Genomic DNA, 26643 nt, shown 5'->3' with positions numbered 1-26643 from the left:
GATCACAAACAATCCACATCGGCCACCACGCTCACCTGCCGCAGGCCCTTGTCGGTCAGGACGTCATTGATGCGATCCTGAATGTAGGCTTTCACGGCTTTCACGTTCACCTTGTCGCGCTCGATCTTGACTAAAATCGTGAACAGAAACTGATTCCGAATCCGCTCGACCAAGGGCTCTTCCGGTCCCAATATGCGGCTGCTGCCCAGGGCGTCTGTCAACTCGGCGGCAAGGCGTTCGGCGGCCCGGTGGCTGATAACTTTGTCGGTATGCCGAACGGTCAGTTTAATCAGCCGCACAAAGGGTGGGTAGTTGAAATCACGGCGTTCCTGAATCTCTTCTTCATAAAGTCCTTTATAGTCGTTCTGAATAACTTTTTGCAGAATAGGCTGCTGCGGATTGTGAGTCTGAATGAGCACCGTTCCCTGCCGCCCGGCGCGTCGGCCCGCCCGCCCGCTTACCTGCGTAATCATTTGAAACGCCCGTTCTGTTGCCCTGAAATCAGGAAAATGAATGAGCCGGTCAGCATCGAAAATACCCACTAAACTGACGTTGTCGAAGTCTAATCCCTTCGTAATCATTTGGGTACCAACCAGAATATCGACCTGCCCTCCTTCAAATTCCTGAATGATTTGCTGATAGGCATTTTTGGCGCGGGTTGTGTCTAAATCCATTCGCAGCACCCGCGATTGGGGAAAGAAAATCTGCAACTGGTCTTCTAATTTCTCCGTTCCGAAGCCAATCGTGCGGACTTTGGTAGAGCCGCAGGTTGGGCAGGTGCGCGGAACAGGGTCTTTGTGGCCGCAGTAGTGGCAGCGCAGTTCGGCATCGCGCTGGTGGTAGGTCAGGCTTACGGCGCAGTTGGGGCACTCGGCGGTCCAGTCGCAGTCTTCGCATTGCATATAGGGCGAATACCCGCGTCGGTTCTGAAACAAAATGCTCTGCTCTTTGCGCTCGATGTTCATTTCGAGTGCGGTATGCAGGGCTGAGGAAAACTCACTTTTCATCGTCTTCTGCCGCTTCTCCTGTTGGGTATTGACCAGCAGAATATTGGGGAGCGTGGCATCGCCGAACCGCTTAACTAATTCGACTAAGCCATAACGACCCTGTTTGGCCTGAAAATAGGTTTCGAGGGCGGGCGTAGCCGACCCCAGCAGTACTTTGGCCTGCTGCCAGTGCGCCAGCATGATGGCCACGTCGCGGGCGTGGTAGCGCGGGGCAGGGTCGTGTTGTTTATAACTGGTCTCATGTTCTTCGTCCACGATAATCAGGCCGAGGTTGTCGAACGGCAGAAACACCGCCGACCGAACACCCACCACAAATTGATACTGCCCCGATACAACGCCCTTCCAGACTTCGACGCGCTCGTTGTCGGAAAATTTGGAATGATAAATGCCCATCTTGTCGCCGAAAACCCGTTGCAATCGCACCACAATCTGGGTCGTCAGGGCAATTTCGGGCAGCAGATACAACACTTGCGAACCACTGGCGAGGGCTTGCTGGATGAGGTCAATATAAACTTCGGTTTTGCCACTGCCCGTGATGCCGTGCAGCAGCACGATGTTCCGGCTCTCGAACTGCGTCATAATCTCCCCCGAAGCGGTGCGTTGAGCATCCGTCAGCCGGATTTCGGCCTGTGGGGCCAGATTATCCGAAAAACGCGGCTGGATAACCTCGAAGGTCTCGAATACCTTATTCTTGATGAGGGTAGACAGGGAGGACTGCGACAGCTCATCATCCTGGTTCAGAATCGACTTATCCAATCCTTTCTGATTGAGCAACGGATTGTGCTGCATGGGCACATGGCTGAGGTAGCGCATGACCACTTCCTGTTGCTTTGGCAGTTTATCGAGCCGTTGCAGCAACACCAGGAGTTGTTCTTTCTCTTCGTAATTGGGGTGCAGCCGAACTTTTCGTATCATTTTCGGGATGTATTTCTCCCGAACTTCCTCAAAAACGATAATGGCTTTTTTGCCCACCAGTGATTTAATCAGGGCGGCTACGTTGGTGCCTTCGCCCGCCAGCCGACCAAGCTCGTCGTAGGAGAGGGCCGGGTGTTTTTTGAGTTCAGTCAGTAAAACGCCCTCAAATTCGGTCAGTAATTCGGGATAATCGAAGTCGGGGTTGAACTGCACTTTCGACTGGCTGGAGATTTTCAGGCCCGACGGCAGGGCTACGTTCATCACATCGCCAATGCAGCACATATAGTACTCGGCCATCCACCGGAATAATTCGAGTTGGTAGCCTGTCACTAACGGATATTCATCCAGAACTTCGGTAATGTAACGTGCCTGATAAGCCGCAGGTGGTGAGTGGTGCAGTTTAGCTACCACCGCCGTCAGCACCCGGCTGTTCTTCTTGCCGAACGGTACAATCACCCTGGCACCAATTTTGAGTACGTCGGCCATGCCGCGTGGAACCCTGTAAGTGAACAACTTAGGGACGGGAATGGGCAAAATCAAATCGGCGAAGAAAGTGACTTCTTCGGCCTCAAATGACGAAAACAATGTGTTAGCCTGGTTCTCCACAACTCTGATTGGTACGTCCAGTAAATATACGGACAAAAAGCTCCGGCTACTGGCAAGGCTTTTGCCTACGAACACTTTAGTAAGTTTCGATAAGTGAACGAAATATGAAATAATGAAAATTTATAATTTATTATTTCCTGTTTGGTCACTAAATATTTACATGATGCTTACTGTATCCTACTCTTTTTTGTCAGTCTCAAAACCGCTTTTCCGATGAAACAACTTTCCGCAATCCAAGTAGTAATACCCCGGACATGGTTGATACTCCTCTGGGTAATTTTTGGCTGGTCAGGAATTGCCCAGGCTCAAGTGAAAGGGGTCGTATTTCGCGACTTCGACCTGAATGGCAGTCGATCGGATACGCTACCCATCGAAGCAGGGGTGTCGGGAATAACCGTCCGGGCTTTCGTGGACCTGAACAAAACGCCTGTCTCAACGACAAGCGGCCCCGATGGAACGTACTTTTTCAGCAGCACAGACGCGCCGGCTGGTCAACGAATCCGGATTGAATTTGACAATTTCCCCGCCGGTAATTACACCGGTCCGGCTGGCACCGGTAGCGGAACCAGTGTGCAGTTTGCGAAAGCGCCCGCCGAAAACGTAAATCTTGGCATTAACTACCCGGCCGACTACTGCCAGCGAACGGGTGTCCGCTTAATTGTACCCTGTTATGTCAATGGCAGTTCGCAGACCGATACCCTGGCCAATGGCGACTCCGTTTCCGATGAAAAACAGGCGGCTAAAGCGGATGCGTTGGTAGCGGTTGCTTATGAAGCGAATGGGATCGCCAGTGGTGTAAACTTCCCGCCCGATCACCTTGCCGCTGCCGGTCAGGTGGGGTCCGTTTGGGCGATGGCTTACCAGCGACGTACTAAAAAAGTGTTCAGCGCAGCCGTTGTGAAACGGCATATGAGTTTTGGTCCGCTCGGAACGGGTGGTATTTACATCACCGATGTGGTTGCCAAAACAACGACTAACTTTCTGAATGTCAACACAATTGGTATCAATACCGGCGATGATCCACATAGCAGACTCTTCGCCGATAAAACGAAAGCGTCTGCCGATCCCGGCTCCATGACCGCCATGGGCCGAATCAGCTTTGGCGGTATGGACATGTCGGAAGACGATAAAACACTGTATGTCATGAATCTGACCGATCGGAAGCTCTATGCGCTCTTTGTCGACTCACCCGCCCGGCTACCAGCGGACAGCGATGTGAAATCGTGGGCTATTCCCAATCCCGGTTGTTCCAACGGCGATTTTCGTCCCTGGGCTGTCAGGATGTACCACGGGAAACTGTATATCGGAGTTATTTGCTCAGCCGAAACATCGCAGCAGCAACGTGATCTGAAAGCAACTATTTACCGGTTTGACCCAACAGCGCCCGCGCCTGCCTTTGAGGAAGTGCTGGCGTTTCCGCTCGACTTTAGGCGCGGTTCTGCGGACTCGACCGGGACCTGTGCTCAATACGACCATTGGCTACCCTGGACCGACGCCTGGCCAACCCCCTGTGGTACCGGCAGTGAGCCATTCTTTGTGATGTATCCGCAACCCATCTTAACTGATCTGGAATTTGATGATGATGGGTCGATGATGATTGGTTTTCTGGACCGGTTTGGGCATCTGTCCGGCGTTTCTAATCACGACCCTAACGGCAACGGCTTTTATGACGGCTTTACCGGGGGCGATTTATTGCGGGCCTACAACAACAACGGCACGTTTGACCTGGAGAAAAATGGGAAAGCCGGACCGCTGACCGGCAATGGCGTGGGGAACAGCGAAGGACCTGTTGATGCTGCTAAGGTGGGCGGAGAATTTTACGCCAAAGACGAATGGTTTTTTGTTGACCACATCGCCCATGATGAAATAATGAACGGCGCCCTGGCTTTTATTCCCGGTTATAATGAGATTATTACGTCAGCTTATGACCCCATTGCCAATGTTTATCAATCGGGTGGCCTGAAGGTATTCAATGCCAGAACTGGTGCCGAAAATCGCAGTTTTGTTTTGTATACCCTTCATCCTGGTGCGTTCGGTAAAGCGTCGGGGCTGGGCGATACGAAGGCGCTTTGCGATCCGGCTACGGTCGAAATTGGCAATCGTCTTTGGTTCGACGACAACCGGGACGGCATTCAGGATGCTTATGAGCCGGGTGTCGATGGCCTCGTGCTGACCCTGCATGATATGGGTAATGGCGGTACTCTGATTGCCACGCAGACAACCCACGATGGCGGGCAGTTTTATTTCAACAACAGCACCGTGCCGGGTGGGCTGAATTACGGGCACCCGTATGAAATTCGGATGGATACCACTCAGCTATCGGTACTCGATATCACGCTTGCCGGTACGCAACCTCTCCTGACGGGTCAGCGTTATTATTCGCTATCGCCCGCCAACCGCGCCGACTTTGCTGCCCCCGACCTGCGCGATTCCGATGCCGGGTTGACAGGCGGCTCGGCCGTGATTGCCGTAATTACCCTCGATGCCGGTCAGAATGATTTCACGAACGATCTGGGCATTTACTCCTGCCCGGCGCTGACCAACGAAAAAGACACCGTAATGCTTTGCCCGCGCATGACGCTCGATTCCATTGTAACGGTCGGCAGTCACCTGAGCCGGGTCGATTCTGTTCGGTTTGTTCTGTTCAGCAGCCCACAGTCGGGTACGGCCATGTATGGAAACGACGGTATCGTGCTGGGTACGGTTAAGCCAGATTCGTCGACTAAGCGGGCCATGCTCTACAACCCGTCGGTCAACCTGGTTAATAACACAGCCGGTATTCTACACCAATATATCTACGCCATCATCTACCCAACGCCACAGAATCCTGCCTGTCGGCCATCCGATATAACCCTGCTTAAACTCGCTCCAGCACTATCAGCATCGGCCACGGGCGGTCAGTTAACCTGTACGGTGGAGAAAGTCACGCTAACTGGGCAGGCCCTGTATGGCGATGGAACAGCGGCTGCGGGGGCTGTATATGCCTGGACCGGCCCCAACAATTTCGCGGGTTTGGCCCCGAATCCAACGGTGTCAACGGCAGGTACGTATACGCTGACGGTGAGCGACCCGGCTTGCCCCAATGGGTTCACGACAGCTACGACCGACGTGATATCGAATACAATATCGCCGGTTATGACCACATCGCTGGTGGCCAAAACCTGCCCTGGCTGCATGGCCATTATGTCGGCTGATTGCCCGGAGGCAATCCTTTCCTGGACCGGCCCGAATAGCTACACGGCAACCGGTTCACCTATTGCGGTAATGGAGGATGGCACCTATACTGTAACTGCAACCGCCGGAAATGGATGCGTTGTTGTGGCGAGTTTACAGATAATCGCTTTTGAGTGTCCACCCCCCGGTTGTGTGGCTATTCGTTTTATCCGGCTTCGGTAATCTTGTTATAATCTTACTGGAAAAACTCCCCCTGGCGCAACCTTTGGGGAGTTTTTCCGTGTTAATAGTAAGTAATGCGGGTGGGAACCCGCAAAATGGGCGGGTTCCCACCCGCATTACGTTATGCAGCTAATTGATATTATTATCGTTGGCGGTGGCCCGTGTGGATTGGCTGCCGGTATTGAAGCCACGAAAGCGGGTCTTAGCCATTTGATTCTGGACATGGGGAGCCTGACCGAGTCTATTCGGCAGTATCCGCGCCGGATGCGGTTTTTCTCCACCGCCGAAAATATTGAAATCGGCGGACTACCGTTCCCCATTTCGGGCGTAAAGGCTGGTCGCGATGAAGCGCTTCAGTACTACCGCAAGGCTGCCGCTTATTACAAACTGAATTTTAAGCTGTTTCAGGAAGTCTGGACGGTTCAGAAAGAGGGCGACGTGTTTACGGTGACAACCAAAACGGGCGACCGCTACCAGGCCCGTAAGGTGATTATGGCGACGGGCTATTTCACCCGCCCACGCTGGCTCAACATTCCGGGCGAGGACCTGCCGCACGTTTCTCACTATTACGATGAGCCGTTCAAATACTCGTTCACTAATGTAGTCATTATCGGGGCCTCCAACTCGGCGGTCGAAGCGGCTTTGGAACTGTATCGGCACGATGTTAACATTACGGTGGTTCACCGGGGCGAAGATTTTCGGTCGACGGTAAAATACTGGTTAGTTCCCGACGTGAAAAACCGGGTGAAAGAAGGCAGGATAAAAACGGTTTTCGATTCGGTTGTTACCCAGATTGATGAGGGGCACGTAACGGTCAACAACCTAAAAACGGGCGAAGAAACCCGGCTTCCCGCCGATTTTGTGTTTATCCTGACGGGCTATATTCCAGATGCGGACCTACTTGCCCGTTGCGGCATTGACCTTGATCCGGCCACGCAGGTACCAGCCTATGACCGCGAAACGTTTGAAACCAACATACCCGGCCTGTATGTGTGTGGCACGGTGCTGGCCGGGATTTATACCGAGAAAGTATTTATTGAAAATGGCCGCGAACACGCTCAGGCCATCATCGACCACATCATGGGTCGGGAGGTGCATAAAGTAGCCGAACTGATCCAGCGGATTTAGGTATTGCTTATTAATTAAAAGTAATGGCCTGTTTTTCAATAATTTACCGACAATAATTAAATTCGATACTGCTGAGCGCACAGGTGCTGTATTTTTTCGCGGGTGCGTTTGAGTCGCATTTTCACCGCACTGGCTTTGAGGCCATAGCGTTCAGCAATCTCCTCGATACGAAGCCCTTCCTCATATTTCAGCCGCAGCAACGCCTGCTCGCTGGCGGATAGAGTTGCCATCGCCCGATTGATAACCTGAAGCGTTTCTTCGTGGAGTTGCCCTTCCTTCGATTCGGCTATATCCTGCTTCATACTGTCTTCCAGCGGGGTATAGTGTAATCGTTTGGCAATACGAAGCTGATCCGAACAATAATTATAAGCAATGGAATAGAGCCAGGTCGAAAATGTAGACCGCTCCTGAAACGCATCCAGTTTGTCGAATACTTTCAGGAAAATGTCGTGCGTGAAGTCCTGGGCTTTCTCCGAGTCTTTGGTCATAGACAAGCACCGCCGGTAAACTTTTTTGACATAGCGATTATAAAGTGTTTCGAAACATTGATTCGGTTGGCCGGGTAAGAGTTGACGAATCGTTTCTTCGTCGGTTAGAGCGATAGCCATTAAGAAGTGTAGGTTAACTGTTGGTAGTAAAAGTAAGAGCCTTTATGGTTACTACATACTATAGACTCCCGTTTTCTTATTTAGGTTACTAAAAATATACTAAACGGTTGGGTTTTTGTAAATTCATATTGTCCGTGTGTGGCCTTTGTGTTAACAAGTAGTAGTTAAATTGCCGTAATTGGGTAGGAGCTATGTTCCCCGTAAGATTTGCTGCTAGATCAGCGTTGGTGTTTTAGCAGCAAATCTGCGCTAACTTTATACGGATATGATAAGAGTAGTGACTGTAGCCATCGGTTTGGTAGTGTTGGTAGCCTGCGAAGGCGGATCATTCAGGAAAAAGAATTGCAAAAGCTGCGAGACGCTGACCAATGGTAAGGCGGGGCAAGTCTACAGAAACGAGCAGCAGGTTTGTGGTGAGGATGAATTATCGGCTTATATAATCGCCAACACGATTAACAACAGCAGTTTGACCGTGGTGACGACTTGTAAATGAACCGGCGTTTGTCGATTCAACTGGTCTGCACACTGAGCAAAACGAATACAGGCCGCACCCGAACCAAGTAAACTCTATACCTAAACCAGCCGTTACCTAATCATATCGATACCTGTTTCTCCTTGAAAAAAGTAATCCCTGTCTTGCGGTTGTTAAAAAATGCCTTCACCAACTGGCAGGCTAATGATCCGATCCGTATGGCCGGGGCAACGGCCTTCTTTGCCTTCTTCGCGTTGCCGCCCATCGTTATTATTCTCAGCAGCGTACTAAGCCAACTCTTCAACGACCGCTATCAACGCGTTAGCGGGCAGTTAGTTGAGGAGTTAGCCGATTTGTTTGGGTCAAAAAGCGCTACTCAATTAGAGGATATTTCGCAGCGTCTTCAATCCCCTAAGTCTACCCTGGGGCTGACCCTGCTGAGCGTTGGGTTGTTGCTGTTGGGATCAACAACCTTATTTGCCATCCTTAAAAACTCGCTCAACCAACTCTGGAATATTAAACCCAGGCCGGGCCATCGGTTTTGGTCTATCCTTACTGATAAGCTCACGGCCCTGGCGATTATTGTAGGCTCTGGCTTTTTATTTAGTCTTTCGGTACTGCTGGAACAACTTATGGCGCACGCCAGTATGGTCTGGTCACTGGCCTCCTTAGGCTACTATGAGGGCATGGCCACGGTTGGGCACCTGGTGGTGTCGGTGCTGATCCGCATGGTCTGGTTTGCGCTGTTGTTTAAGTTTTTGCCAGATGTCCGCCTTTCCTGGCGAGCGGTTTGGCCGGGTGCCTTTTTCACCAGTGTTCTGTTTAAAGTTGGCGAGACGGTCTTGCATCAGCTACTAATTCGCAGCCCGGTCGGTTCGTTGTATGGGCGGTCCGGCGCCATCATTTTACTCCTTCTATTCGTTTTTTACGCTTCGTTGATTTTCTATTACGGAGCGGCTTTCACCCGTCAGTATGGCGAGTGGACCCACATGGTTGCTCAACCCAGTAGCCACGCCATCAGCTACACCATTACCGAAGTTGCCCCCGGCAGCGCTACCCAGGACGTAGCCACTAAGGTTGACTCCGCATAAATTGGGGCATTTATAGGTTATCTCCGGCCGCTAAACTACCAAACTGTTCGTCAACCCCCCTAACCAGTTTCAGAGCCTCCATAACAGGAAGTTTCTGGGCCTGAGCAATCCACAACACCGTGTCTACAACCAGGTACGTATCAGGATGCGGAGTGCACTCCCGCCACACCGCGTAGGCATCCGTGTACTCATGCCCGTTTTGTCGGGCAATTTGCACCAAAAGCTCAACATTATCTGGCCGCAGATTCATGACGCAATCTACTAACAACTTCGGTATTAGTCGATTAGTCGTAATGCCGGGTAATGCCAGTTCTGAGTTATACAGGAAGAAAAAACACCAGACTATGCCTCTATCGCCAGCGTTTCAAACCCATTCAGCCTACCCCTTTTCGACAGATTCTCCCTGTTCAGTAATGTCCCAGCACACGCCCAATACCCATGCTGGCTGACCCTGATCATCGGGCTTAACCACGCCTTTGAGCCTAATGCTGCACACTTCATCGTACCGCCGGATTCGCACCACTTCCTCCAACGGCAGGTTGCCTTGTTTTAACTGCTCCACAAAGCGCCCGGCTACCGGTCGGTCGGCTTCAATGGCATAATCCAGATAGGTCTGATGCGAGATGGGCGTACCTGACTCCAGGCCAAACATCCGGTACATACCCTCCGACCAGAAGAAGCGATTCATTGCCCGGTCATAGTCCCAACTTCCAATGGCGGCCAGTTCCTCGGTTTGTTGCAGCAAGGTAAGACTCTTTATCAGTTCCTGCTCGACCTGCACCCGTTCGGTGATATCGGTAAAGAAACAAAGCAGCGTTTCCTTCGCCTGCTCGGTGATGAGTACCTCAAACCACCGTCCATCTTTGGGTAGCTGGTATTCTACACGCATTTTCTGGCCTGTAATGGCCACCTGCTGGTAGTAAGAACGCAGTTCATCTCCCTGAGGAAACACATCTTTGCAACTTCGGCCAAGTAAATCCTCCTGGCTTGCTCCTAATAAGGCAGCAGCAGCCGGGTTGACGAGTTGGTATTGAAAATCAACCGGCTTATTCAGCGCATCATAAACAATCTGATAAAGAATCAGGCCATTAAGCGAGTCCTTCAGCAGGGCCTGTAGTAACGCAGTGTCAGATAAGACAGTGGTTGATAACATCGCGATTAGGGCAGTAAGAGTTTAAACGAGCACCGGTTGAGTTCGGCAGACTAGATAAAGATGCATAATCGTATCAAATTTTACACCTAATTAAGTTAAGAGCGAATCTTTCTTGACTGGTAAGTAATTTTTTCAGAATGTTTTCAATGTTGTTAAAAAAATTTATTTTTGGGACTTGCTCACGGATGATAGTTGACCCAATATGAAGCTAACTATCCTTATCAACCTACGTATTTTATCGGCTTGCCTTGCCGTGTTGGCAGCCCATAGCTCAGTTATAGCCTATTTTTGGGATTATTCTGAGACAGCTCTGGCCTTGTTTGTTTTGTTCGGCTGTCTGGTTCTTGTTACCCTTCTCCTGTTGCTCATCAAACCCGCCCGCAGTCGTAGCCGAGCCAGGATGGGTGTTTCTCACCCTACCGTTTAATTAATATTTCCTGTTCGTTAAGTTCCATTGACCTGCATTTCGTTATCAACACTAAGCTAATTAGTTATGAATTCGAAATCGTCTATAATTGGCCCCTGGACACTGCTGCTCCTGGTTGCCGGACTATTGGTAGTAGTTGGCGCCCTGATGGTGTTTGGGTAGCTAAGTTCAGGGCAGGTAAGAAACCGGCCTCTGACAGGCTACAGTTCTGGTATTTACGTAATTGAGCCAGACGGGGATTTCCAGCCCAGAAATGGGTTGTGCCTTCTTAACCAGAACCGGCATCAACAGATTGACGACCATAAAAATGAGCGGCTCCTTCCTGATGATTTTGTGAAATCCGGGCAGGAAGTTGCCCAGCCGGCAATGAGTTGAGGCTGAACATCTGTGGCCAGTGTTTTCATATTCCGGGTACTTTTATAAATTTTTTGGTAGGACGTTGGTTGGCAGTGTCAGGCAGAGTAGATTCGGTTTTATGCCTATTCAACAGCCTGACAATGAACCTCCCGGCACTCATCAACGCGCGCGTCCTGGCGACGTGCTTTGCCCTGCTCTTTGGGCATTTTACGGTAATGGCCTATACTTATGGGTTACCCAAACTGGCCCGCATGCTGCTCTATGCATTAGTTCTGCTGACGCTTATTACGCTGGTTCTTTTTCTGATAAGACCGGCCCAAAAGTAGGTGAAGCACCCGTGCACCCAGCGAGGTAATAGCTTTATGAGCGGTGCTGTTCATTGCCCCCCGGTGGCTACCACTTCTGGTCGAATGAATTGCAGAACTACCTGCACGCTCACAGCCAGCGTTTTACACGCTTAACTGGCTGGTTACTCTCCGGAATTTGCGGAAGACGTACCCAAACAGGGTCTCATCCTCGAAAATGAGGCTGCTGGTGCCTTTCATGCCAATGCGGATGAGTTTTTTGAGGTGATGATAGTCGGTGATTTTGACCCTGACGGTAAAGAGTCCTTTTTCGTCGGGGGTTAGCGATACGTTCGCAATCTGACCGGTCACGGCCCCCCATTCATAAACTGGAAAAGCATCAACTTTCATCACTACCGACTGACCGGTTTTCACGTTCCCAATCTGCGAGGAGATCACCTGAATATGGGCGTAAAGTGGGGCATCTTTATAAACCAGCTTTGCCAGAATCGCACCGGCTTGTGCTTCTTTTTCCCCATCGAACACAAACGAAACGGTTCCGCTTTTCGGGGCTTTCAGCAGCAGGTGGTTGTTGTCCGTGATGGCAAACGCCCCGAACGACCCGCTGATGCGTTTTTTGGTGGCCAGTACAGTATTCCGTAACCGCTTGGCTTCTAAGAAAATATCGTTCTGGTTTTTGCTGATTTGTTTGTCAATACTGCTGATTTCCAGCCGTTGAGTGGCTATCTGTTTTGTCAGCGCACTGCGTTCACTGAGGTAGGTTTGATTAGCTGCTTCGTAGGCATTCCGGGCTTTCAGCGAATTGGCTTCGGCCTGGTTCAGGTCATTTTTGCTGACATCGCCCACTTTATAAAACGCCCTGCTCTGCCCCAACAGGCGCAGACTCTCCTCCGCTTCGTAAGTCAGTTTGAGCGATTCGGACCGCCATCGGGTTTGTAATGACGTGAGTTGCAGTTCTTTCAGCGATATGTCTTCCCGGATTTTCTGTGCATGTTTTGGAGAGAGTTCCCCAGGGCTGCATGCCACCGGCTACCTGTTGTGCATCCTGTTTCGACAAGTTTACAATTTTGTCGGTTTTGAGCGTGATTTTTGAGATTTGCTTTTTCATTGTTTTGTGTTGTTTACCTGATTTGTTTTTGCGTGCCTACTCTAAACGGTTTTCGGCGTCCCCGGCGTCGTTTGACTCTACAAAAGTGGTGGATATGAAGAGGCCAGACTAAAATTTTCCTGCCAGTCGTGGGCTTAATCGAATGAATCGTAGGCGTAGAAATTTGAGTCGTTTTCGGTGGTATAACCAGCACATTAATCCGAATTTTTTTAGCCGTATGCTCATAAAAAAGCCCTCCAACGCAAACGTCAGAGGGCTTGTAGCGATAGATGGGTACGCTTAGCGCACACGCATCCGGTAGGTGCTGCGCCCTACCTGGCCGATTACCGGGCCACCCACTTCAATGATGCGGGGCCGGGCCGGGCGGTTAATTTTCAACAGATTCGTTTTCATTAGTTATGTTGTTTTTAGTTGTGTTGTTTTTGGTTGACGGCTCAAAGGTGATGTATTCGGTTTGTTCTATCAATTACTTGTTTATGAGTTGCTTATCGAAGCGCCTGAACCAGCCAGAATCGTTCCTGAACCGTTCAATGACCCAAAGACAGTTTAGTTAAAACCCTGTTTTTTTACCGGCTTAATTTAGAAGCTGGTTTAGTTAGCGATATTCGTACACCATCCTGAGGGCTTCTTTTGAGGTTTCGATACCGTGGGCTGTGTTTGCCAACAGATGACTATCCCGAAGCGACGGAATGTGCTGTCTGGCTAACCGGATGGTTTCCTGAGCAGGGAACAAGAGGTCTTTTTCGCCCACAATCAGAACGATGTCGGTGGTTAAGCGATGCAGTTCTGATTGGTCGAGTGGGGCGGGATAATCACCCCGGAACTTGTGGTTTTTTAAGGCATACAACAGATAGCTGCTCATCAGTTCTCTATAGGCAGGGGGTACGCTGTGCGTCGGTGGGCAGAAAATGGCTGTATCCAAAAACTTGTTCAAATTGCCCGGCGTGGGCAACAGCATCGGCAGGAGGTTGTAGTACAGATTTCGGACCGACGAAGAAAACGGTTGGATGCCCGCCGGGTTTAACAGAAAGGCTTTATCAATCCGTTCGGGCGATGCCAGACATAGTTTCAGGCAGATAAGTCCGCCTAAAGAAGCACCGGCAATATTCGTTTTTTGCAGACCAAGCCCATCCAGAACCTGAGTTGCCCAAAGGCCGTAGTTCGTTGTTTTCACGGCTGGACACTGACCGTCGCTCAGGCTCGGCTGACCGTTCACCTCTACGATGTAATACCGGTAGTTTTCCCGAAAAGGGAGCAGGCAATTGTCCATATCCCAGAACAGGCCGCAGGTTCGGGCACCGGGAAAAAATACAATCGTTTTGGCATTCGTCAGGTGGCGGTTTGCGGCCCAGACCCGCGTAGTGCCGAATGCGGTTGGCACCGTAACTCGTTCGTAGGTAAACCCATTGCGTGCTTCTACCTGCCGGTTCCAGTTTTCCAGAAACAGGGTTGCTTCCGTTGGGTTTTTAAACGTTGACACTCGCTTTGATTTCATAGCTGATATGGTAATTCGCTCTGGCAAAACTATTTTTGCCAGAGCGAATTTTTATGTAATTGACTCGAAGAATAAGTTCAGGTGTACTTGGTGAACTATTTGATTAATTCATACACAAAAGGAGTCGTTGCTTCTTCCATCGTGTAGGCCGTCTCGATGTTTCCAGTAGGAGCCAAATCATACGTGAAGTAATGCGATTCCGTAATGACACCATTCCCTGCGCCAAACACAACGACTCCGTTAATTAAATGACTGCTCATGGTGCCATAAATGGGCAGGAAGAAATCAATGACATCGCCCAGTGATTCAGGACCAAACTGGCTCAGGTGCAGGTTTTCATTAACGCTTTTGTTGTTAGGCGTAACCGGGATGTTGTGCAGAAATTTACCGCTCTGAACATAATACCCATACCCAAACGAAGTAATAGATGCCTGATTTCCCGCAGCATTCTTTTGAAAGATTGATTCCAGGTCACTGTCTGGGTTGTAGTTAAATACATATTCAGACTGGTCGGCGCGGGCACCTACGGTAGGCTTGATGGATACCAGTCGGCCATTATCGTAGGCGTAATTCAATACCCGCTCATCCAGCGCATATTTCTTTGTGGCCGACAAATCTGTGCTCTTTGAGCTACCCGCGCGGCCATTGCCATCTAACGTAATCAGGTTGGTCCAGGCCAGGGCGTTGTTGTAAAAATGACTGACAAGAATCTGATTGCCAGCAGGGTACGTGTACTGAATCCGGTGGTGCTGGTCGTCGGCTTTGTCGAGTTTACCGTTGGCCCCGTAGGTTAGAACGGTCTTGCCTACTTTGGCCAGTCGGGACTTTACGATAATCAGCGATGCCTGGTCGGTTCCACTGGTACTCGCTGGAGTGGCAGGAATTACGTCCTGATTTTTCTCGCAGGAGAAAAGGCCGGTTGTTAACAGGATGGTCGTGATGACTGCGGTGTTTTTGAAATAATTGTTCATGGTTTTGTGTTGTTCACTGAGTTGTTTTGGTGCCTACTCTAAAAGGTTTTTGGCGTCCCCTGTTTGTAATTGATGATACAAATGTGGGGTAGGTCAGCGCGTAGGCCAAAGATTTCCCCGCCAGTTGTAGAAGACGTACTATGAATGGCGGGTGAGAGGAAATAAACTGCTTATTGACTTGTTCTATTTGTTTCTATTCGCTGAGGTATATACTAAATAGTGCGCTCAGTTTTCTATTGATTTCACGCATAGCACAGTGCCTGTTTTAAAAACTTTTTATTAAAGCTTTTTCATTAAAAATGCCCTGGAAAATATATTTTCCAGGGCATTTTTATTCTATCAAATTAATGCAGCAATAACAAACTATGTGTGGTGTGGCGTGGTGTCGGTTTCTTGAAACCGACACGATTGCTGACGCGAATATGTCGGTTTTGAGAAACCGACACCACATCAAGAACCGCGCGGGCGGCCCCGCCGACACCACATCGATGCACTTTTGCTGGTGTGACTACATTTTTTATAAGAATGTCCTGCAAATCAAACTATGTCATTTAAGTAAATTTCTATCGCTACAGATTCGGATTTTTACCCGTGTAAAGGGTTATGAAATTATCGTCTGTCAGAAAATAACCGTCGGTAGATACCTGGTCGCGCAGCACTTGCTCCCCAATAAATTGCAAAATAGCATCCCGTTGCGAGAGGGGCGTTTTCGTTAAGGCTTCCCAGTGTTCGGGCGTAGGAATGTTGATGATGGCTAAGGCGCTCCCACCGGCCAATTCATACCACATATCGAATGAGCCTTTCTGGCTTACTTAATGAACGGTCCCACTACGGCCTCCATTCGTGTAACGTAGCTGAGCGTTAATGGCGGGTTGCTGCTCGTCGGCAGGGGAATTTCGTTTCTTTGGCATTGTGCGGTGTTTTTGTTTAGTTAATTTCCTGCGTTTGTGCGGGCAATGGTTGTTACGGCCGACAACTCAATTTTGCCGGTTGGCTTCACCTTTCCTGCCATCATTTTTATGTATTTTCTGGTCGTGCCGGGAATGATATTCCCAGCCTCATTACACCTGCTACTGGATACAGAATCAGTGGAATAAATTGTATAGTCTGGTCGAATGAGCAGGGTTTCTGAACACGAAAATCCGCAGTCTTCACCACAGCCGCCTACGGCTACCTGTCGCTCACTAATCTTGTCGCCCGCTTTGGTAAACGTGCTTAAAACAACCTGATAGATTTCTGCCGGTGCCAGCCAGATAAGTCCGTAATACTGAGTCGTGTCGGGCAGCATCCCAAAGCACCGGCTGGGCGTATCGGGATTATTGACAAACAGCGTATCGGTGGAATTAGGATTGATTTCCGGAAAAGTTTCCGGCGAAAAATTGCCGGTGGTGTTAACGGTCAGTGGTACCGACAGAACCCTGAATTTTTGCCGGAATTGCCGGAACGCTTTTTCCTTCTCAGTTAGTAGCGTTGTTGCCCCCTGGTGGGTCGCCGGATTGGTCGAACAAGCGGCACTGGCAAGCAGAATGACCAGCGAAAGTAATCGTAAAGGGTTCATAATTTCTCCTGTTGTCATGGCACCTAATAACCCTGTAAGGCTTTGTGTTTCAGGTTGTCCGCTTCGGTTGGCGTTATGGTCTGGCCGCGCCAGAGGGCCGATTCCCAGTCGCCGTAAATAGCGTTGGGCAGGATGATAAATTTTGTGCCAAACAACGCCTGATTATCCGCTACCAACTGGCACCGTTTGTCGGCGTTCTGCTGGTAAAACAGCTTGTCGAAATCGTTCAGATTGTCGCCTACGAGCATAACAATCCGGTGTGTTTGCGCCACCGTCTGCCGACGCGGTTCCTTATCCGATGACTCCATTTTTATGACTACATGGCGGGCGTCGGCCTGCGGAAATCCGGCTGTCTGCATATTCCGAATCGTAGCGTCTAATTCATCCTGGCTGCGGTTGCTGATGTAGAAAATCTGCACGCCGTTCTGGGCCGCAAACTGGAAGAAAGCAACGGCTCCCGGCAAGGGCTTTGCACTGGCTTTAGCGGTCCAGGCTTTCCAGCTTTTTTCGGTATAGGTGGTGTGATTGAGCAGGTCCTGGGCCTGCTGTGGGCTATTGTCCAGGATGCTTTCGTCGATGTCGGTCACGATAGCTAAGGGTTTATCTGTGGCCGGGCTTTGCCGAAGCGTATCCTGTAGCTGTCGTTTCGCCAGCGCAAACGCCTGATAGCACAATGCCCGATACTCGCCCGACTGCTGTTGCCACAGAACGGCGTTCAGGCTATAGTCGAGGGTGGTGATGCTGCGCGATGTACTCTTATGCGTGACGGTTGGTATCGCCCGCTGGCTACAGGCCGATACGAGGAACACAGCGGTTGCGACGGAGAGGAGACGTTGGTATTTCATGAGGCATGTAGCGTATTTTAGTGTTCGTGTCCGGCTACCAGATAGCCGCTCTCCAAAATTGGCATCTCCAGGGTCTGCCAACCAAAGATTTCAGCATGAGTCGTATGGTTAAGGGCAACGAACCGGATGGAATGAACGATGAATTGCTTAGGTAGTTTATAAGAGTTTTTCGAATCGTTTGGATTACCAAACCAAACGACTCATTCGCCAATCTGCGTCTTACAATCAGCTACTTGTAGCCTTCATGGACTTTTTTTAGTGCCGACTATCTGGGGTCGGTAGTTTCGGGCTGTGAGTCAACGAATGAGTCACAGCAACCCGTCTCAAAACCATGACACTACTTCGTATTTACTGGACAATCGATGGCATCGCCCTGCTGATTGCCCTCTACTTTTTTCTGGACAGTATCCCCACCGCCACTCCCAGTTCGGGCTTTTTGGTCACGTGGTTTCTCCTGCTGGGATTTCTGGGTTCGACCTTAGCTGGAAGCTACTGGCTTATCAACCACGACCACCGCACCTGGGCCTTGCTGGTCGCCGGTGTACCCGCCGTTCTGGCCACGTTGCTGGGGCTGTGGATGCTCCTGCTGTTTATTGGCGGAAGCACTGGCGGCTGGAATTAACAGATTGAAACACCTCAATTACAATGCAGTAATGACCCCTAAACCCGTTCCCGATGGATTGGCAGGAAGAGTACGAAAAAGCCGCTGACTATGAGAAGCGGGCTTACGAAGCATTGCCTGTCGACAGCCTGATTGAGCAGATTAGCCAGGGCCAGTTCGGCACCTATAACATGATTTGGCGGGTGCTGGCTCAACGCGCTACGGTACAGCAGGTTGGGTGGCCGTTTTTTCAGGTGCTTGACTCCGATGCCGAATACCTCATCCGGTGTAACTGCGCCGAAGCGTTATTAACATTACTCGGACGCGAGGGCGTGATGGCGATTCTGAGGGAGGCTGCGGCACTTACCTACGGACCTTTGGCCGGGCGAATGACGCAGGTATCGGCCCTGAAACGGGAACTGAGTCAGCTATTGGGAACCGCTTCTGAGTGAGGTCGTTCTGCCAATGTCGACGGTTAGAGTAACGGTATCGCTATTGTAAACTGCGTGGCTGTTTCAGTCACAGCAACCGGGCGTTTGCTTAAATAGCGATACAGGGAAGTCAGGCTATCCAACCCCTGCTTGTTCGAGGTTTCGACAAAGCTTTTTCGTTGCAGATTGTTGCTCACATACAGGCTGTCGGCCTCGGCATAAACCCGGATGATGAGCGGATTGTCGTCGCCGATGGTGTTGTGTTTGATGGCATTCTCAATCAGGTTCTGGATGGTCACCGGCACAATCTGCCGGTCGAGATAGGGCGGGGCTACGGTAACGGTAATCTGTAACCCCTCATCGAACCGGGCCTTCTGGAGGTCGATGTAGTTCTGGGTGAAATTGAGTTCATCGGTCAGGCTAATCAACTCTTTGTCTTTGTTTTGCAGGATGTAGCGATAGGTCGCCGATAACTTTCGCAGAAACACCGACGCATCTTTAGGCTTCGTGGTAATCAGGCTGTTCAGGGAGGTCAGGCTGTTAAACAAAAAGTGCGGGTTGAGGTGATTAATCAGGTTTTGATAGTGAATTTCGGCTTTGTCCCGCTCCAGCCGACTTGCCTGTAGGTTTAAGTGATTGAGTTTCTTATTCTGCTGTGCCCGATACCGAATGAAGGCATACAGAAGCCCGTTAAGTACTAAAGCCACCAATACCCAGAACCACACTGATTTATAAAAGAGGGTATCGATGTCAACCGCCAGCGTACTCACCGGCGATTCGATACCGTTGCCATCCACCGCTTTCACCCTGAACACATACTCACCCCCCGGCACTTTACCATACGAAACACCACCGGGCGAGGTCGATTCCTGCCAGCGGTCCTCGTAGCCGTCGAGTTTGTGGAGGTAGCGATAGGCCGTTTGGGAAGGTTGAGCCAGTACCGAATAGGAAATAAAAAACGTGTTGTCATTGGCCGACAGATGCACCCGTTTGGTATCACGATGGAGTAGATGGGTTGTATCGGATAAGGCAATACTATTCAGCAGCACCGTATCTTTCGTTGCAGTCGACGTGAGCCGTTCCGGTTTAAATTCAATCAGGAAGCCCTTTTGTGCCGAAAGAATATGGCCATTACGCAGCGGAAACAGGTAAGTACTGTATTCCGAATCGGCTTCGTTGAACGGTAAACTGAAATTTTGAAATTGGTTTTTGGCGACGGTGAACACCGAAATCCGATGGTTAGAGGCTACCCAGATAGTACCTGATTGGTCTGCCAGTGCCGCTGAGCAATAATCAAAAGCCAGGCCCTCACTCTCTGTCCAGTGGCTGAGTTGTTTTGAGCGAGGTTCATACCGAAAGAGGCCATACCCATTGGAGGCTATCCAGAAAGCACCGGATTTGTCGGCTGTAACTGACGTGATGGTGTGTTTGTAGGGCAGCCCCCCCGGTATGTCAACCAACTCAAACTGACCGGTTGACTTCGAAAACCGGGCGAATCCTTCCGGGTAAAGTTCCAGCCAAAGGTCTCCTTTCCGGTCAGAAAGGGCATACCGTGCCATAAACTGGGGATGACGGGACGCCGACGGAATCCAATAGCTTTTCCACTGTTTGGTGGTAAGTTGATACCGAAAAACCCATTTATTATTACCCGTTATCCACAAACTATCGTGCTGTAGAAAGAAGCAATGCAGATACATTTTTTTGTCCAGCATCAGCGCCGGAAGCGGGATTTCTGTGAACGCCTTACGGTCTTTATGGAAAACAAACAGCGCGTTTTCAGTCCCAACATAGAGGTCTTTTCCGTAAGGTTGCAGGCTCGAAATGGGTAAACCGTAGGGGTATTTCTTTGTTCCGTTCGGTAGCTTATATACGTCGAGCTGATTGGTTCGGGGAAAGTAGTGCAGCAATCCGCGAATAGACGTTCCGAGCCACCACGAACCGTCGGTATCTTCCTGAAAACTGATGATGCCACGCTCATCGGTGAGGGCCGGAAACAAAGCACCCACATCATACGTGTCATAGAAGGCCCGTTCGGGGTTCGTATGCGAAATTCCGTTTGTCGTGCCCAGCCATACTGACCCGTCGGGATGCTGCCAGGCTCCCCAGAAAAAATTGGCGGCAACCGATGTATTTTTCGCGGGGTTATGCGAAAATTCAGTGACGTGGTAGGTGTTTGCCGCAATATAAAAAAGTGTGTATCGCCACGAACTCGCCCAGAGATTATGCTGCCGGTCCACGAAAATGGTGGCGATATCGAACACATCCGGTTTGCTTTGGCCGACCAGCGTAATGGTTTTAGTGACTCGCTGTGTGTGCAGGTCATAGACCATGATTTGCCGGGCGGTGTTATCCGAAAAAATCAATCGGTCATCGCCATCGAATGCCAGCGCCGAAACGTCGTGCTGCGTAAAAATGGACAGGTGCTGCGGGTTATGGCGATAGTTGATAAACCGCTGCTGGCTAATATCGAAGTAGTTGAGACCCTGTGCGTCGGCCATCCATAACCCATTTCGCTGTGGGTCCAGCAGCAGGCCATTTTTAGGAATCTGACTACGTACTGCCAGGGAGTCGGTCGGTGACTCGTTGGGAAAGGAGTCAATCCGGCCCGTTTGGGTCTGGTAGCGAAATAGTCCCTTCAGGTGGCTCGAAAACCAGATGTTGCCCGTGCGGTCGCACAGGATGTTCGTACACGAACCCAGTGCCTGACCATTCACGGTAGTGATGTTTCGGAAACGACCCGCTTTTTTGTTGTACCCACTGATGCCACTCTCTACGGCCATCCAGATGATGCCGTCGTGGCCTTCGCAAATATCCTGTACGGTATTATTCAGCAAACTGTTCTGGGTAACTCGCTGGTGCTTGAACGGAACGAAATGGCTGCCATCATAGCGGTTCAGGCCATCATAGGTGCCAACCCACAAAAAACCGTCGCGGTCGTGCAGGAAGCAATTGATGAAGTTGAAACTTAACCCATCTTTTTCCTGAATATGGCGAAACTCGAACGAAGCCGGTCGTTGCTGGGCGGCAAGCGGCCCAACGCTGAGTCCAATCCAGCCGCACACGAAGAGCCATCGACGTATAGCAGCCTTCATTTTTCCAGCCATTTTTTGAAGGATGGGGCTTTGTCGCGGCTGATTTCGATGTCGAACGAATGGTTGGGTGCTTTCAGTTTGAGGTTGAGTTTCAGGTTGGCCAGGCCCTTCACACTCCGCACCGCATTGAGGTTGATAATGCAATGCCGGTTGGCGCGGTAAAACTGGTCGGGATTGAGCAGCGATTCAATTTCGTCGAGCGTATCATAATCCAGGATGTACCGCTCGTTAGTGTTGGTGACCATAAAATTGAGCTGGTCGCGGGTGAAATAGGCCACCTCCGACACGTTGACGGGTATCCAGCTATTGCGGGCATTCCCCAGAAAATGCTCTTTAAACGTCGGTTTAGCTCCCGTTGGCGTGTTCAGGGCCTCCATCAACTTATGTATGTCGACGGCTATTTTGCCCTGGGTTTTGGTCAGCGTTCGCGCTTTGGTAATGGCCCGCCGGAGCTCGTCCCAGTCAACGGGTTTCAGCAGGTAGTCGATGCCGTTGGCTTTGAAGGCCTGGATGGCATATTCATTGTAGGCGGTAGTAAAAATGACGGGACAGGAGAGCTGGAATTTATCGAATATGGTGAAACTAACGCCATCCGCCAATTGAATGTCTGCGAAAATCACGTCGGGTTCGGCGTTTTCGGCAAACCAGCGCAGGGCCGTTTTCACCGAATTAACCGTTCCAGCAATCTTTACGCCCGGGTCGACTTCAGTGATGCTGGCTATCAACTCAAGGGCAACCAATTTCTCGTCTTCAATGATGAGGGCATTCATAGTAAACCAGATTTATCAGGACTAATGTACCGGTAAATCTTTCACTTTCAGCGAGTAGTTGCAACTATTCAAGCCCGAATCGTAGCGGATTAACCATGAATGGCAGCTATGCGAAAATGAGTCGTTTCCGCCTGTGCGGTTAAGTGGGACCGGGTAACGACTGATTGGCTAAAACCGACGGTTCGTTTTCAAAAGTTTGGTCATCGGCTTAACTCTTAAGTCCTTTACGAAGGAAATCGAAACCGAATACTAAGAACCTATGACACCTGAACAATTTGCACTCGTTAAACAAACCTGGAGACTCCTGCGCGACATTGACCCGTCGGTATTAGGGTCTGTCTTCTACGGTCAATTATTCATGCAGTTTCCCACGCTCCAGTCCATGTTTAAGACATCGATGGAGAGTCAGTATCAAAAGTTTATGGATATGCTTAGCCTGATTGTCTCCCGCATCGACCGGGCAGGCGTTACCGAAGAACTTGTTCAACTGGCACAGCGGCATACAGCCTATGGCGTTAAACCAGCGCATTATAAAGCCGTTGGGCAGGCCCTGCTCTGGACGCTGGAACAGGGCTTAGGCAAGGATTGGAATGCGGAGGTACATCGTGCCTGGGAAGCCTGCTATGACGACCTTACCCGAATCATGCTGAAAGAGGTATGAAATTTTAGTAATTTTCGACGTATAACTGGTCTCACGCCAACCCCCTTTGTGTGCTCATAAACCGTCATCCTCTGAATTCAATGCCTATGACCTCAGTTTAAATGCCTTTCGAAAACGGCCGCTTCACGTAGCCTGCCATCAGGGAAAACCAGTTGCGACTACGCTCATCCGTGGTCAACGGACCTGTCTGCAAAAGGTATTCGTGCAGGTAGACCCCAAACCTCATCTGATTCCCCACGTCCAGTTTATTGATCTGTACGGGTCCGCCACCGATACCGGTCAACCGATTTATGAACGAATAACGCCTGATTAACCCAACATTTTCTGATAAATGCGATCTACGCATCGATTTATGCTCACACTGGTAAGCACCTCAATTGTTGTACAAAACCCTGTCACGGTTCAAACCGACTATAAAGGCCAGGTAGCGGCCGGGTAGGTATCAACAAATTTAGTTTATACCGGCTGATTCGACGGCTATGTCAACTACATGCGACACGTTTGCCCGTCCGCCTACCCATAGGCCCGTAATCGTTTCCTGATCCAGATTAAGCCGTGCCGTTAATACACTCGGCGATGGGGGCTGCATCAGATGGCCCTGTTCAATCAGAAAAATCGATTTTTTCTGGTGAAGGTACGTGTACAAATAGCAGGCCAGTGGCCCGGCCGCCATGCCTGTGGCCGATTCTTCAGGAATACCATAGTAGGGAGCAAACATCCGGGCACCGGCATCCCGCCCAGGCTGCTGCACATCCGGCGAGAAAACATAATACCCAATCAGGCCCAGTCGCTCGCTGATGGTTTCGATAGCCGCTAAGTCCGGACGTAAACGCTCAACAGCCGCAGCCGACCGCAGGGGAACAATCATAAATGAATTGCCCGTATTGACCACTATCGGAACAAGGCCGTCGGGCAGGTCAGCGGCTGACAGGTGAAGCGAGTCAAGAATACGGGTTGTGTTGAGGTCAGCGGCCAATGTTTCCGGGAGCGTGAACGTGGGTGCCCGCTGTTCCATGAATGCCTGATCGTTCTCCAGGTGAATGCCCCGTACTCCGTCTACGGTTTCCATCGAAGGGTGATTGCTGGTTAGTAACCCTTGTTGAGCGAGGTACGAAAAGGTAGCGATGGTCGCGTGGCCGCACTGGGCAATTTGCCGAACAGGCGTAAAAAACTCCAGCTTATAGTCCGCTACCGATGAAGCTGAAACGAAGGCGGTTTCCGAAAGTCCTACGTTGGTTGCCATACGTTGTTTGGTAGCCTGGTCGTACTGGTCGGCGTTCAGAACGATGCCTGCGGGATTGCCTCCCTTATTGGCATCCACAAATGCCTGAACAACAGGAATAGGTAGTTGGTGCATAGTTGTTGGTGTTAGAATTAGCTCACGGTTAACAAACTGCCTACGGTGTTCATTCTGAACTGATTAAGTAGCCCTTTGAATCGGCGAAGTTATCGACTGAATTCAACTTAATGCCAAAGTAACTGGCTAACAGATACATAAAATGCGGATGGGTAGTAACCGGCGTTTCAACCGTTTGCCCGTTTATCGTTTGTTTCAGATGGTTATCCGTCAGGGTGATCCGGCCAGACTTCGTCACAAGCGTACAGAGTTTATTCTGCGTGAAATAAGAGGCTTCGGACAGTTGATGAAACCGGCACATGGGAGCAAACTCATCCAGTTGCCGGGGAATAAGCGAAAAGATATACCCAATAACCCAGTCGCCAGTGTCAACCTGCTGCTTTAAGGCTAAATAATCGGCGTCATGCGTTGTAATCATATACCGACCACTGGGGTCATGCTGAATCTCATCGAGACGTATCGCCAGTGGATACAACGGAAATCGACGACCAAAACCAACATCAACCAACCAGTCGATCCCATCAACATTGGCCACGATAGCTACGTGATCGAATTCGGGGTTGAAGCCCTTCTCCGGGTCGTAAGCCCGCCCCGATACGCGCTTTACCCGAAAGCCGATCTGATTGAGCAGTTCGTAGAAAAGACCGTTCAGTTCGTAGCAGAATCCGCCCCGTCGGCGTGTAATCAACTTATCGAATAAATCATCTGTTTCCAGGCTGATTTCTCTACCCAGATGAATGTCTAAGTTCTCGATAGGTATGCTTAACAGGTGGTGGTAATGAAGTTCCTGTAAGCTGAGCACACTTGCCTCTACCGGACCTGCGTACTGAAGACGCTGTAAATAAGCATGGATGTTCATTAGAGTCGAATTTGCACGTTCGGTTAAAACGCATTCGTACTGGTAGAGCAACCGTTTGACGGGTTAGTCGAGTGGGGCAACGTTCACTACTGAGTTGATCTGACGCCCTTCGTGCTCCGTGCGGGGATTCGCCGGGTCGATTGTCCACTGCCCGTCAATAATAAATTTGTAGCTTGCCTTACCGGGTTCCAGTTCGACATCAGCTACCCATACGTTCCCCTGACGGATGAGCGGATTGGCCTCTTTCGACCAACTATTGAATGTTCCCGCCACCCGGATGTCCTTCGCTTCCGCATAGCCCCTGAGCGTGAACCGATGCTTCGCAAACCGGGGCGGGTTATTAGCCAGTTCAGCCATCAAGCTACGTAACGCTTCGCGCCAGTCGGGGTCCAGGTGCGTTTGTGTCAACAGATTTCGATAAGCTATGAGTTGTGCTGTGTACAAGGCTCGGTTAGCCAGTACGACGGTATCAGGCGCAACTCCCACACCTTCCCAGTTGGTCTTCGTAATGGGGCTGGTTGCCCGGCCTACCGGCACATGGACGGTAAAGTTCCCGTTAATACGCAGCGTACCGCTGGGATTGGCACCGCCCCGTGTCGTGTCGCCAACCAGCGTGGCCCGTTTCAGGGTTTTCAGGAAATAGGCAAGTCCTTCAGCACCGGAAAACGTTCGTCGGCTGGTCAACACATAGAGGGGCTTAATGCCGTAAGATCGGCCAGGCACCTGGGCATAGGTCCACGACTGCACTGTGCGGTTGCCTGTGCGCCAATAGAAATCATTCAGGTGCGTAGGCTGACCGAAGAAGTAGCTGCACAGGAAGGGAATGGCATGTTCGGATATAGCGCCACTGCACTGCCGCAGGTCAATGATCAGCGCGTCGGTATGGGCGAGGTAATTCATAACCGCCGTATACGTTTCGCCCGCAAACTCAGGGGGAGCCAGGTACTTAAAGTTAACGTAGCCGAGGTTTCCCTTCAATACGGATACGTCACCAATCCCAAAATTATCGCGGGGCAACTCCCGGCGCAGGGCGGTCTGCTCGGCCTCCCGTTCCTGGGGCGTTGGTTCGCTATGCCAGATCTGATCGGCTGGAACCCCGTTGGGATAATACGTAACGTTGAGATGGCGATCATGGGAGATGGCCTGCAAATCCTTAGTCAGTTGATGGGCCAGTACATGTCCGTTCGTAATCGTATCATACGTGCGGAGTCGGCCGCGAACAGATTGCTCCATCTGCCCGGCAACGGCTGGAAAGACATACTGCTCGTTCAGCAGTTTCAGCGTAGCGTCGATGGTATTCTGCCGCTGTTCGGGTGAAAGAGACTGCGCCGACAGCACATTGGCGAACGTCAGCAGGCCCAGTAAGGCAAGAAAAAAGGATTTCATAACCTGGTTCGTTTACTTGTTTGCGAGTTGCTGAATTGGCGCTG

The 26643-nt window shown here is 50.5% G+C and carries 24 protein-coding genes and 1 pseudogene; 9 read left to right on the top strand and 16 right to left on the bottom strand.

Annotated elements, in window-relative coordinates:
• Positions 1-2: 2 nt before the first annotated feature.
• Positions 3-2528 (bottom strand): replication restart helicase PriA, encoded by a 2526-nt coding sequence (priA, locus tag ACYVI1_RS25840; RefSeq protein ID WP_460913865.1) that lies wholly within the window; start codon positions 2526-2528, stop codon positions 3-5.
• Positions 2529-2741: 213 nt separating this feature from the next.
• On the opposite strand from priA, the gene ACYVI1_RS25835 reads away from it, so the two are divergent.
• Positions 2742-5924 carry an SdrD B-like domain-containing protein gene (locus tag ACYVI1_RS25835; RefSeq protein ID WP_460913863.1) on the top strand — a complete coding sequence of 1061 codons (3183 nt, stop codon included), beginning with the start codon at positions 2742-2744 and terminating at the stop codon, positions 5922-5924.
• Between the two features lie 123 nt (positions 5925-6047).
• Entirely contained in the window at positions 6048-7052 is a 1005-nt protein-coding gene (locus ACYVI1_RS25830) for a YpdA family putative bacillithiol disulfide reductase (RefSeq protein WP_460913862.1), read from the top strand.
• 56 nt (positions 7053-7108) lie between these two features.
• On the opposite strand, the gene ACYVI1_RS25825 is transcribed toward ACYVI1_RS25830, so the two are convergent.
• Complete coding sequence (locus ACYVI1_RS25825; protein WP_460913861.1) at positions 7109-7660, bottom strand: RNA polymerase sigma factor; 552 nt, start codon at positions 7658-7660, stop codon at positions 7109-7111.
• Between the two features lie 265 nt (positions 7661-7925).
• Here ACYVI1_RS25825 and ACYVI1_RS25820 point away from each other — a divergent pair, with 265 nt between their 5' ends.
• Together ACYVI1_RS25820 and ACYVI1_RS25815 are read left to right on the top strand one after the other, a co-directional pair.
• Positions 7926-8153, top strand: coding sequence for a hypothetical protein (locus ACYVI1_RS25820; RefSeq protein ID WP_460913859.1), 228 nt, complete (start codon positions 7926-7928; stop codon positions 8151-8153).
• Positions 8154-8275: 122 nt separating this feature from the next.
• Positions 8276-9223, top strand: a complete 948-nt coding sequence (locus ACYVI1_RS25815) for a YihY/virulence factor BrkB family protein (RefSeq protein WP_460913857.1) — start codon at positions 8276-8278, stop codon at positions 9221-9223.
• Positions 9224-9233: 10 nt separating this feature from the next.
• Here ACYVI1_RS25815 and ACYVI1_RS25810 read toward each other — a convergent pair whose 3' ends face one another.
• Positions 9234-9473, bottom strand: coding sequence for a hypothetical protein (locus tag ACYVI1_RS25810; RefSeq protein ID WP_460913856.1), 240 nt, complete (start codon positions 9471-9473; stop codon positions 9234-9236).
• 129 nt (positions 9474-9602) lie between these two features.
• Positions 9603-10376 carry a PAS domain-containing protein gene (locus ACYVI1_RS25805; protein ID WP_460913855.1) on the bottom strand — a complete coding sequence of 258 codons (774 nt, stop codon included), beginning with the start codon at positions 10374-10376 and terminating at the stop codon, positions 9603-9605.
• A 924-nt stretch (positions 10377-11300) separates the two neighbouring features.
• Here ACYVI1_RS25805 and ACYVI1_RS25800 point away from each other — a divergent pair.
• Positions 11301-11486 carry a hypothetical protein gene (locus tag ACYVI1_RS25800; protein ID WP_460913853.1) on the top strand — a complete coding sequence of 62 codons (186 nt, stop codon included), beginning with the start codon at positions 11301-11303 and terminating at the stop codon, positions 11484-11486.
• A 123-nt stretch (positions 11487-11609) separates the two neighbouring features.
• On the opposite strand, the gene ACYVI1_RS25795 is transcribed toward ACYVI1_RS25800, so the two are convergent.
• From ACYVI1_RS25795 to ACYVI1_RS25765, 7 genes and pseudogenes are all read right to left on the bottom strand, one after another.
• On the bottom strand, positions 11610-12491 hold the full coding sequence (locus ACYVI1_RS25795) for an HlyD family efflux transporter periplasmic adaptor subunit (protein WP_460913852.1): 882 nt from the start codon (positions 12489-12491) through the stop codon (positions 11610-11612).
• A 34-nt stretch (positions 12492-12525) separates the two neighbouring features.
• Positions 12526-12573, bottom strand: a pseudogene (locus ACYVI1_RS25790) (hypothetical protein); the annotation flags it as partial.
• A 595-nt stretch (positions 12574-13168) separates the two neighbouring features.
• A complete protein-coding gene (locus tag ACYVI1_RS25785; protein ID WP_460913850.1) occupies positions 13169-14068 on the bottom strand; it encodes an alpha/beta fold hydrolase in 900 nt (299 codons plus the stop codon).
• Positions 14069-14163: 95 nt separating this feature from the next.
• Positions 14164-15039 (bottom strand): hypothetical protein, encoded by an 876-nt coding sequence (locus ACYVI1_RS25780; RefSeq protein ID WP_460913849.1) that lies wholly within the window; start codon positions 15037-15039, stop codon positions 14164-14166.
• Between the two features lie 569 nt (positions 15040-15608).
• Complete coding sequence (locus tag ACYVI1_RS25775; protein ID WP_460913847.1) at positions 15609-15827, bottom strand: hypothetical protein; 219 nt, start codon at positions 15825-15827, stop codon at positions 15609-15611.
• Positions 15828-15970: 143 nt separating this feature from the next.
• Positions 15971-16597, bottom strand: a complete 627-nt coding sequence (locus ACYVI1_RS25770; protein WP_460913846.1) for a hypothetical protein — start codon at positions 16595-16597, stop codon at positions 15971-15973.
• A 23-nt stretch (positions 16598-16620) separates the two neighbouring features.
• The gene (locus tag ACYVI1_RS25765; RefSeq protein WP_460913845.1) at positions 16621-17442 is read right to left on the bottom strand and encodes a 5'-nucleotidase, lipoprotein e(P4) family; all 822 of its coding nucleotides are present in this window, start codon (positions 17440-17442) and stop codon (positions 16621-16623) included.
• A gap of 331 nt (positions 17443-17773) precedes the next feature.
• On the opposite strand from ACYVI1_RS25765, the gene ACYVI1_RS25760 reads away from it, so the two are divergent.
• The gene (locus ACYVI1_RS25760; RefSeq protein WP_460913844.1) at positions 17774-18064 is read left to right on the top strand and encodes an osmoprotectant transporter permease; all 291 of its coding nucleotides are present in this window, start codon (positions 17774-17776) and stop codon (positions 18062-18064) included.
• Between the two features lie 53 nt (positions 18065-18117).
• Positions 18118-18495 (top strand): hypothetical protein, encoded by a 378-nt coding sequence (locus ACYVI1_RS25755; protein ID WP_460913842.1) that lies wholly within the window; start codon positions 18118-18120, stop codon positions 18493-18495.
• 23 nt (positions 18496-18518) lie between these two features.
• Here the strand turns inward: ACYVI1_RS25755 and ACYVI1_RS25750 are convergent, their stop codons facing one another.
• Positions 18519-21566, bottom strand: coding sequence for a ligand-binding sensor domain-containing protein (locus tag ACYVI1_RS25750; RefSeq protein ID WP_460913841.1), 3048 nt, complete (start codon positions 21564-21566; stop codon positions 18519-18521).
• Positions 21563-22336 carry a LytR/AlgR family response regulator transcription factor gene (locus tag ACYVI1_RS25745; protein WP_460913840.1) on the bottom strand — a complete coding sequence of 258 codons (774 nt, stop codon included), beginning with the start codon at positions 22334-22336 and terminating at the stop codon, positions 21563-21565. Before ACYVI1_RS25745 ends, ACYVI1_RS25750 begins: the two co-directional genes overlap by 4 nt.
• Before the next feature lie 259 nt (positions 22337-22595).
• Between ACYVI1_RS25745 and ACYVI1_RS25740 the strand changes: the two genes are divergently transcribed.
• On the top strand, positions 22596-22997 hold the full coding sequence (locus ACYVI1_RS25740) for a globin domain-containing protein (protein WP_460913838.1): 402 nt from the start codon (positions 22596-22598) through the stop codon (positions 22995-22997).
• A gap of 46 nt (positions 22998-23043) precedes the next feature.
• Entirely contained in the window at positions 23044-23310 is a 267-nt protein-coding gene (locus tag ACYVI1_RS25735; protein ID WP_460913837.1) for a DUF4833 domain-containing protein, read from the top strand.
• Between the two features lie 138 nt (positions 23311-23448).
• Here ACYVI1_RS25735 and ACYVI1_RS25730 read toward each other — a convergent pair whose 3' ends face one another.
• The 3 genes from ACYVI1_RS25730 to ACYVI1_RS25720 form a co-directional block, all read right to left on the bottom strand.
• Positions 23449-24354, bottom strand: a complete 906-nt coding sequence (locus ACYVI1_RS25730; protein ID WP_460913836.1) for a PhzF family phenazine biosynthesis protein — start codon at positions 24352-24354, stop codon at positions 23449-23451.
• Positions 24355-24403: 49 nt separating this feature from the next.
• The gene (locus ACYVI1_RS25725) at positions 24404-25213 is read right to left on the bottom strand and encodes an arylamine N-acetyltransferase family protein (RefSeq protein ID WP_460913835.1); all 810 of its coding nucleotides are present in this window, start codon (positions 25211-25213) and stop codon (positions 24404-24406) included.
• 63 nt (positions 25214-25276) lie between these two features.
• The gene (locus ACYVI1_RS25720; protein ID WP_460913834.1) at positions 25277-26599 is read right to left on the bottom strand and encodes a S41 family peptidase; all 1323 of its coding nucleotides are present in this window, start codon (positions 26597-26599) and stop codon (positions 25277-25279) included.
• Positions 26600-26643 lie beyond the last annotated feature (44 nt).

It is taken from the genome of Spirosoma areae, from assembly GCF_054781775.1.
Note: the sequence above shows the minus strand (reverse complement) of the source record. Positions and strands in the feature narration are given on the sequence as shown.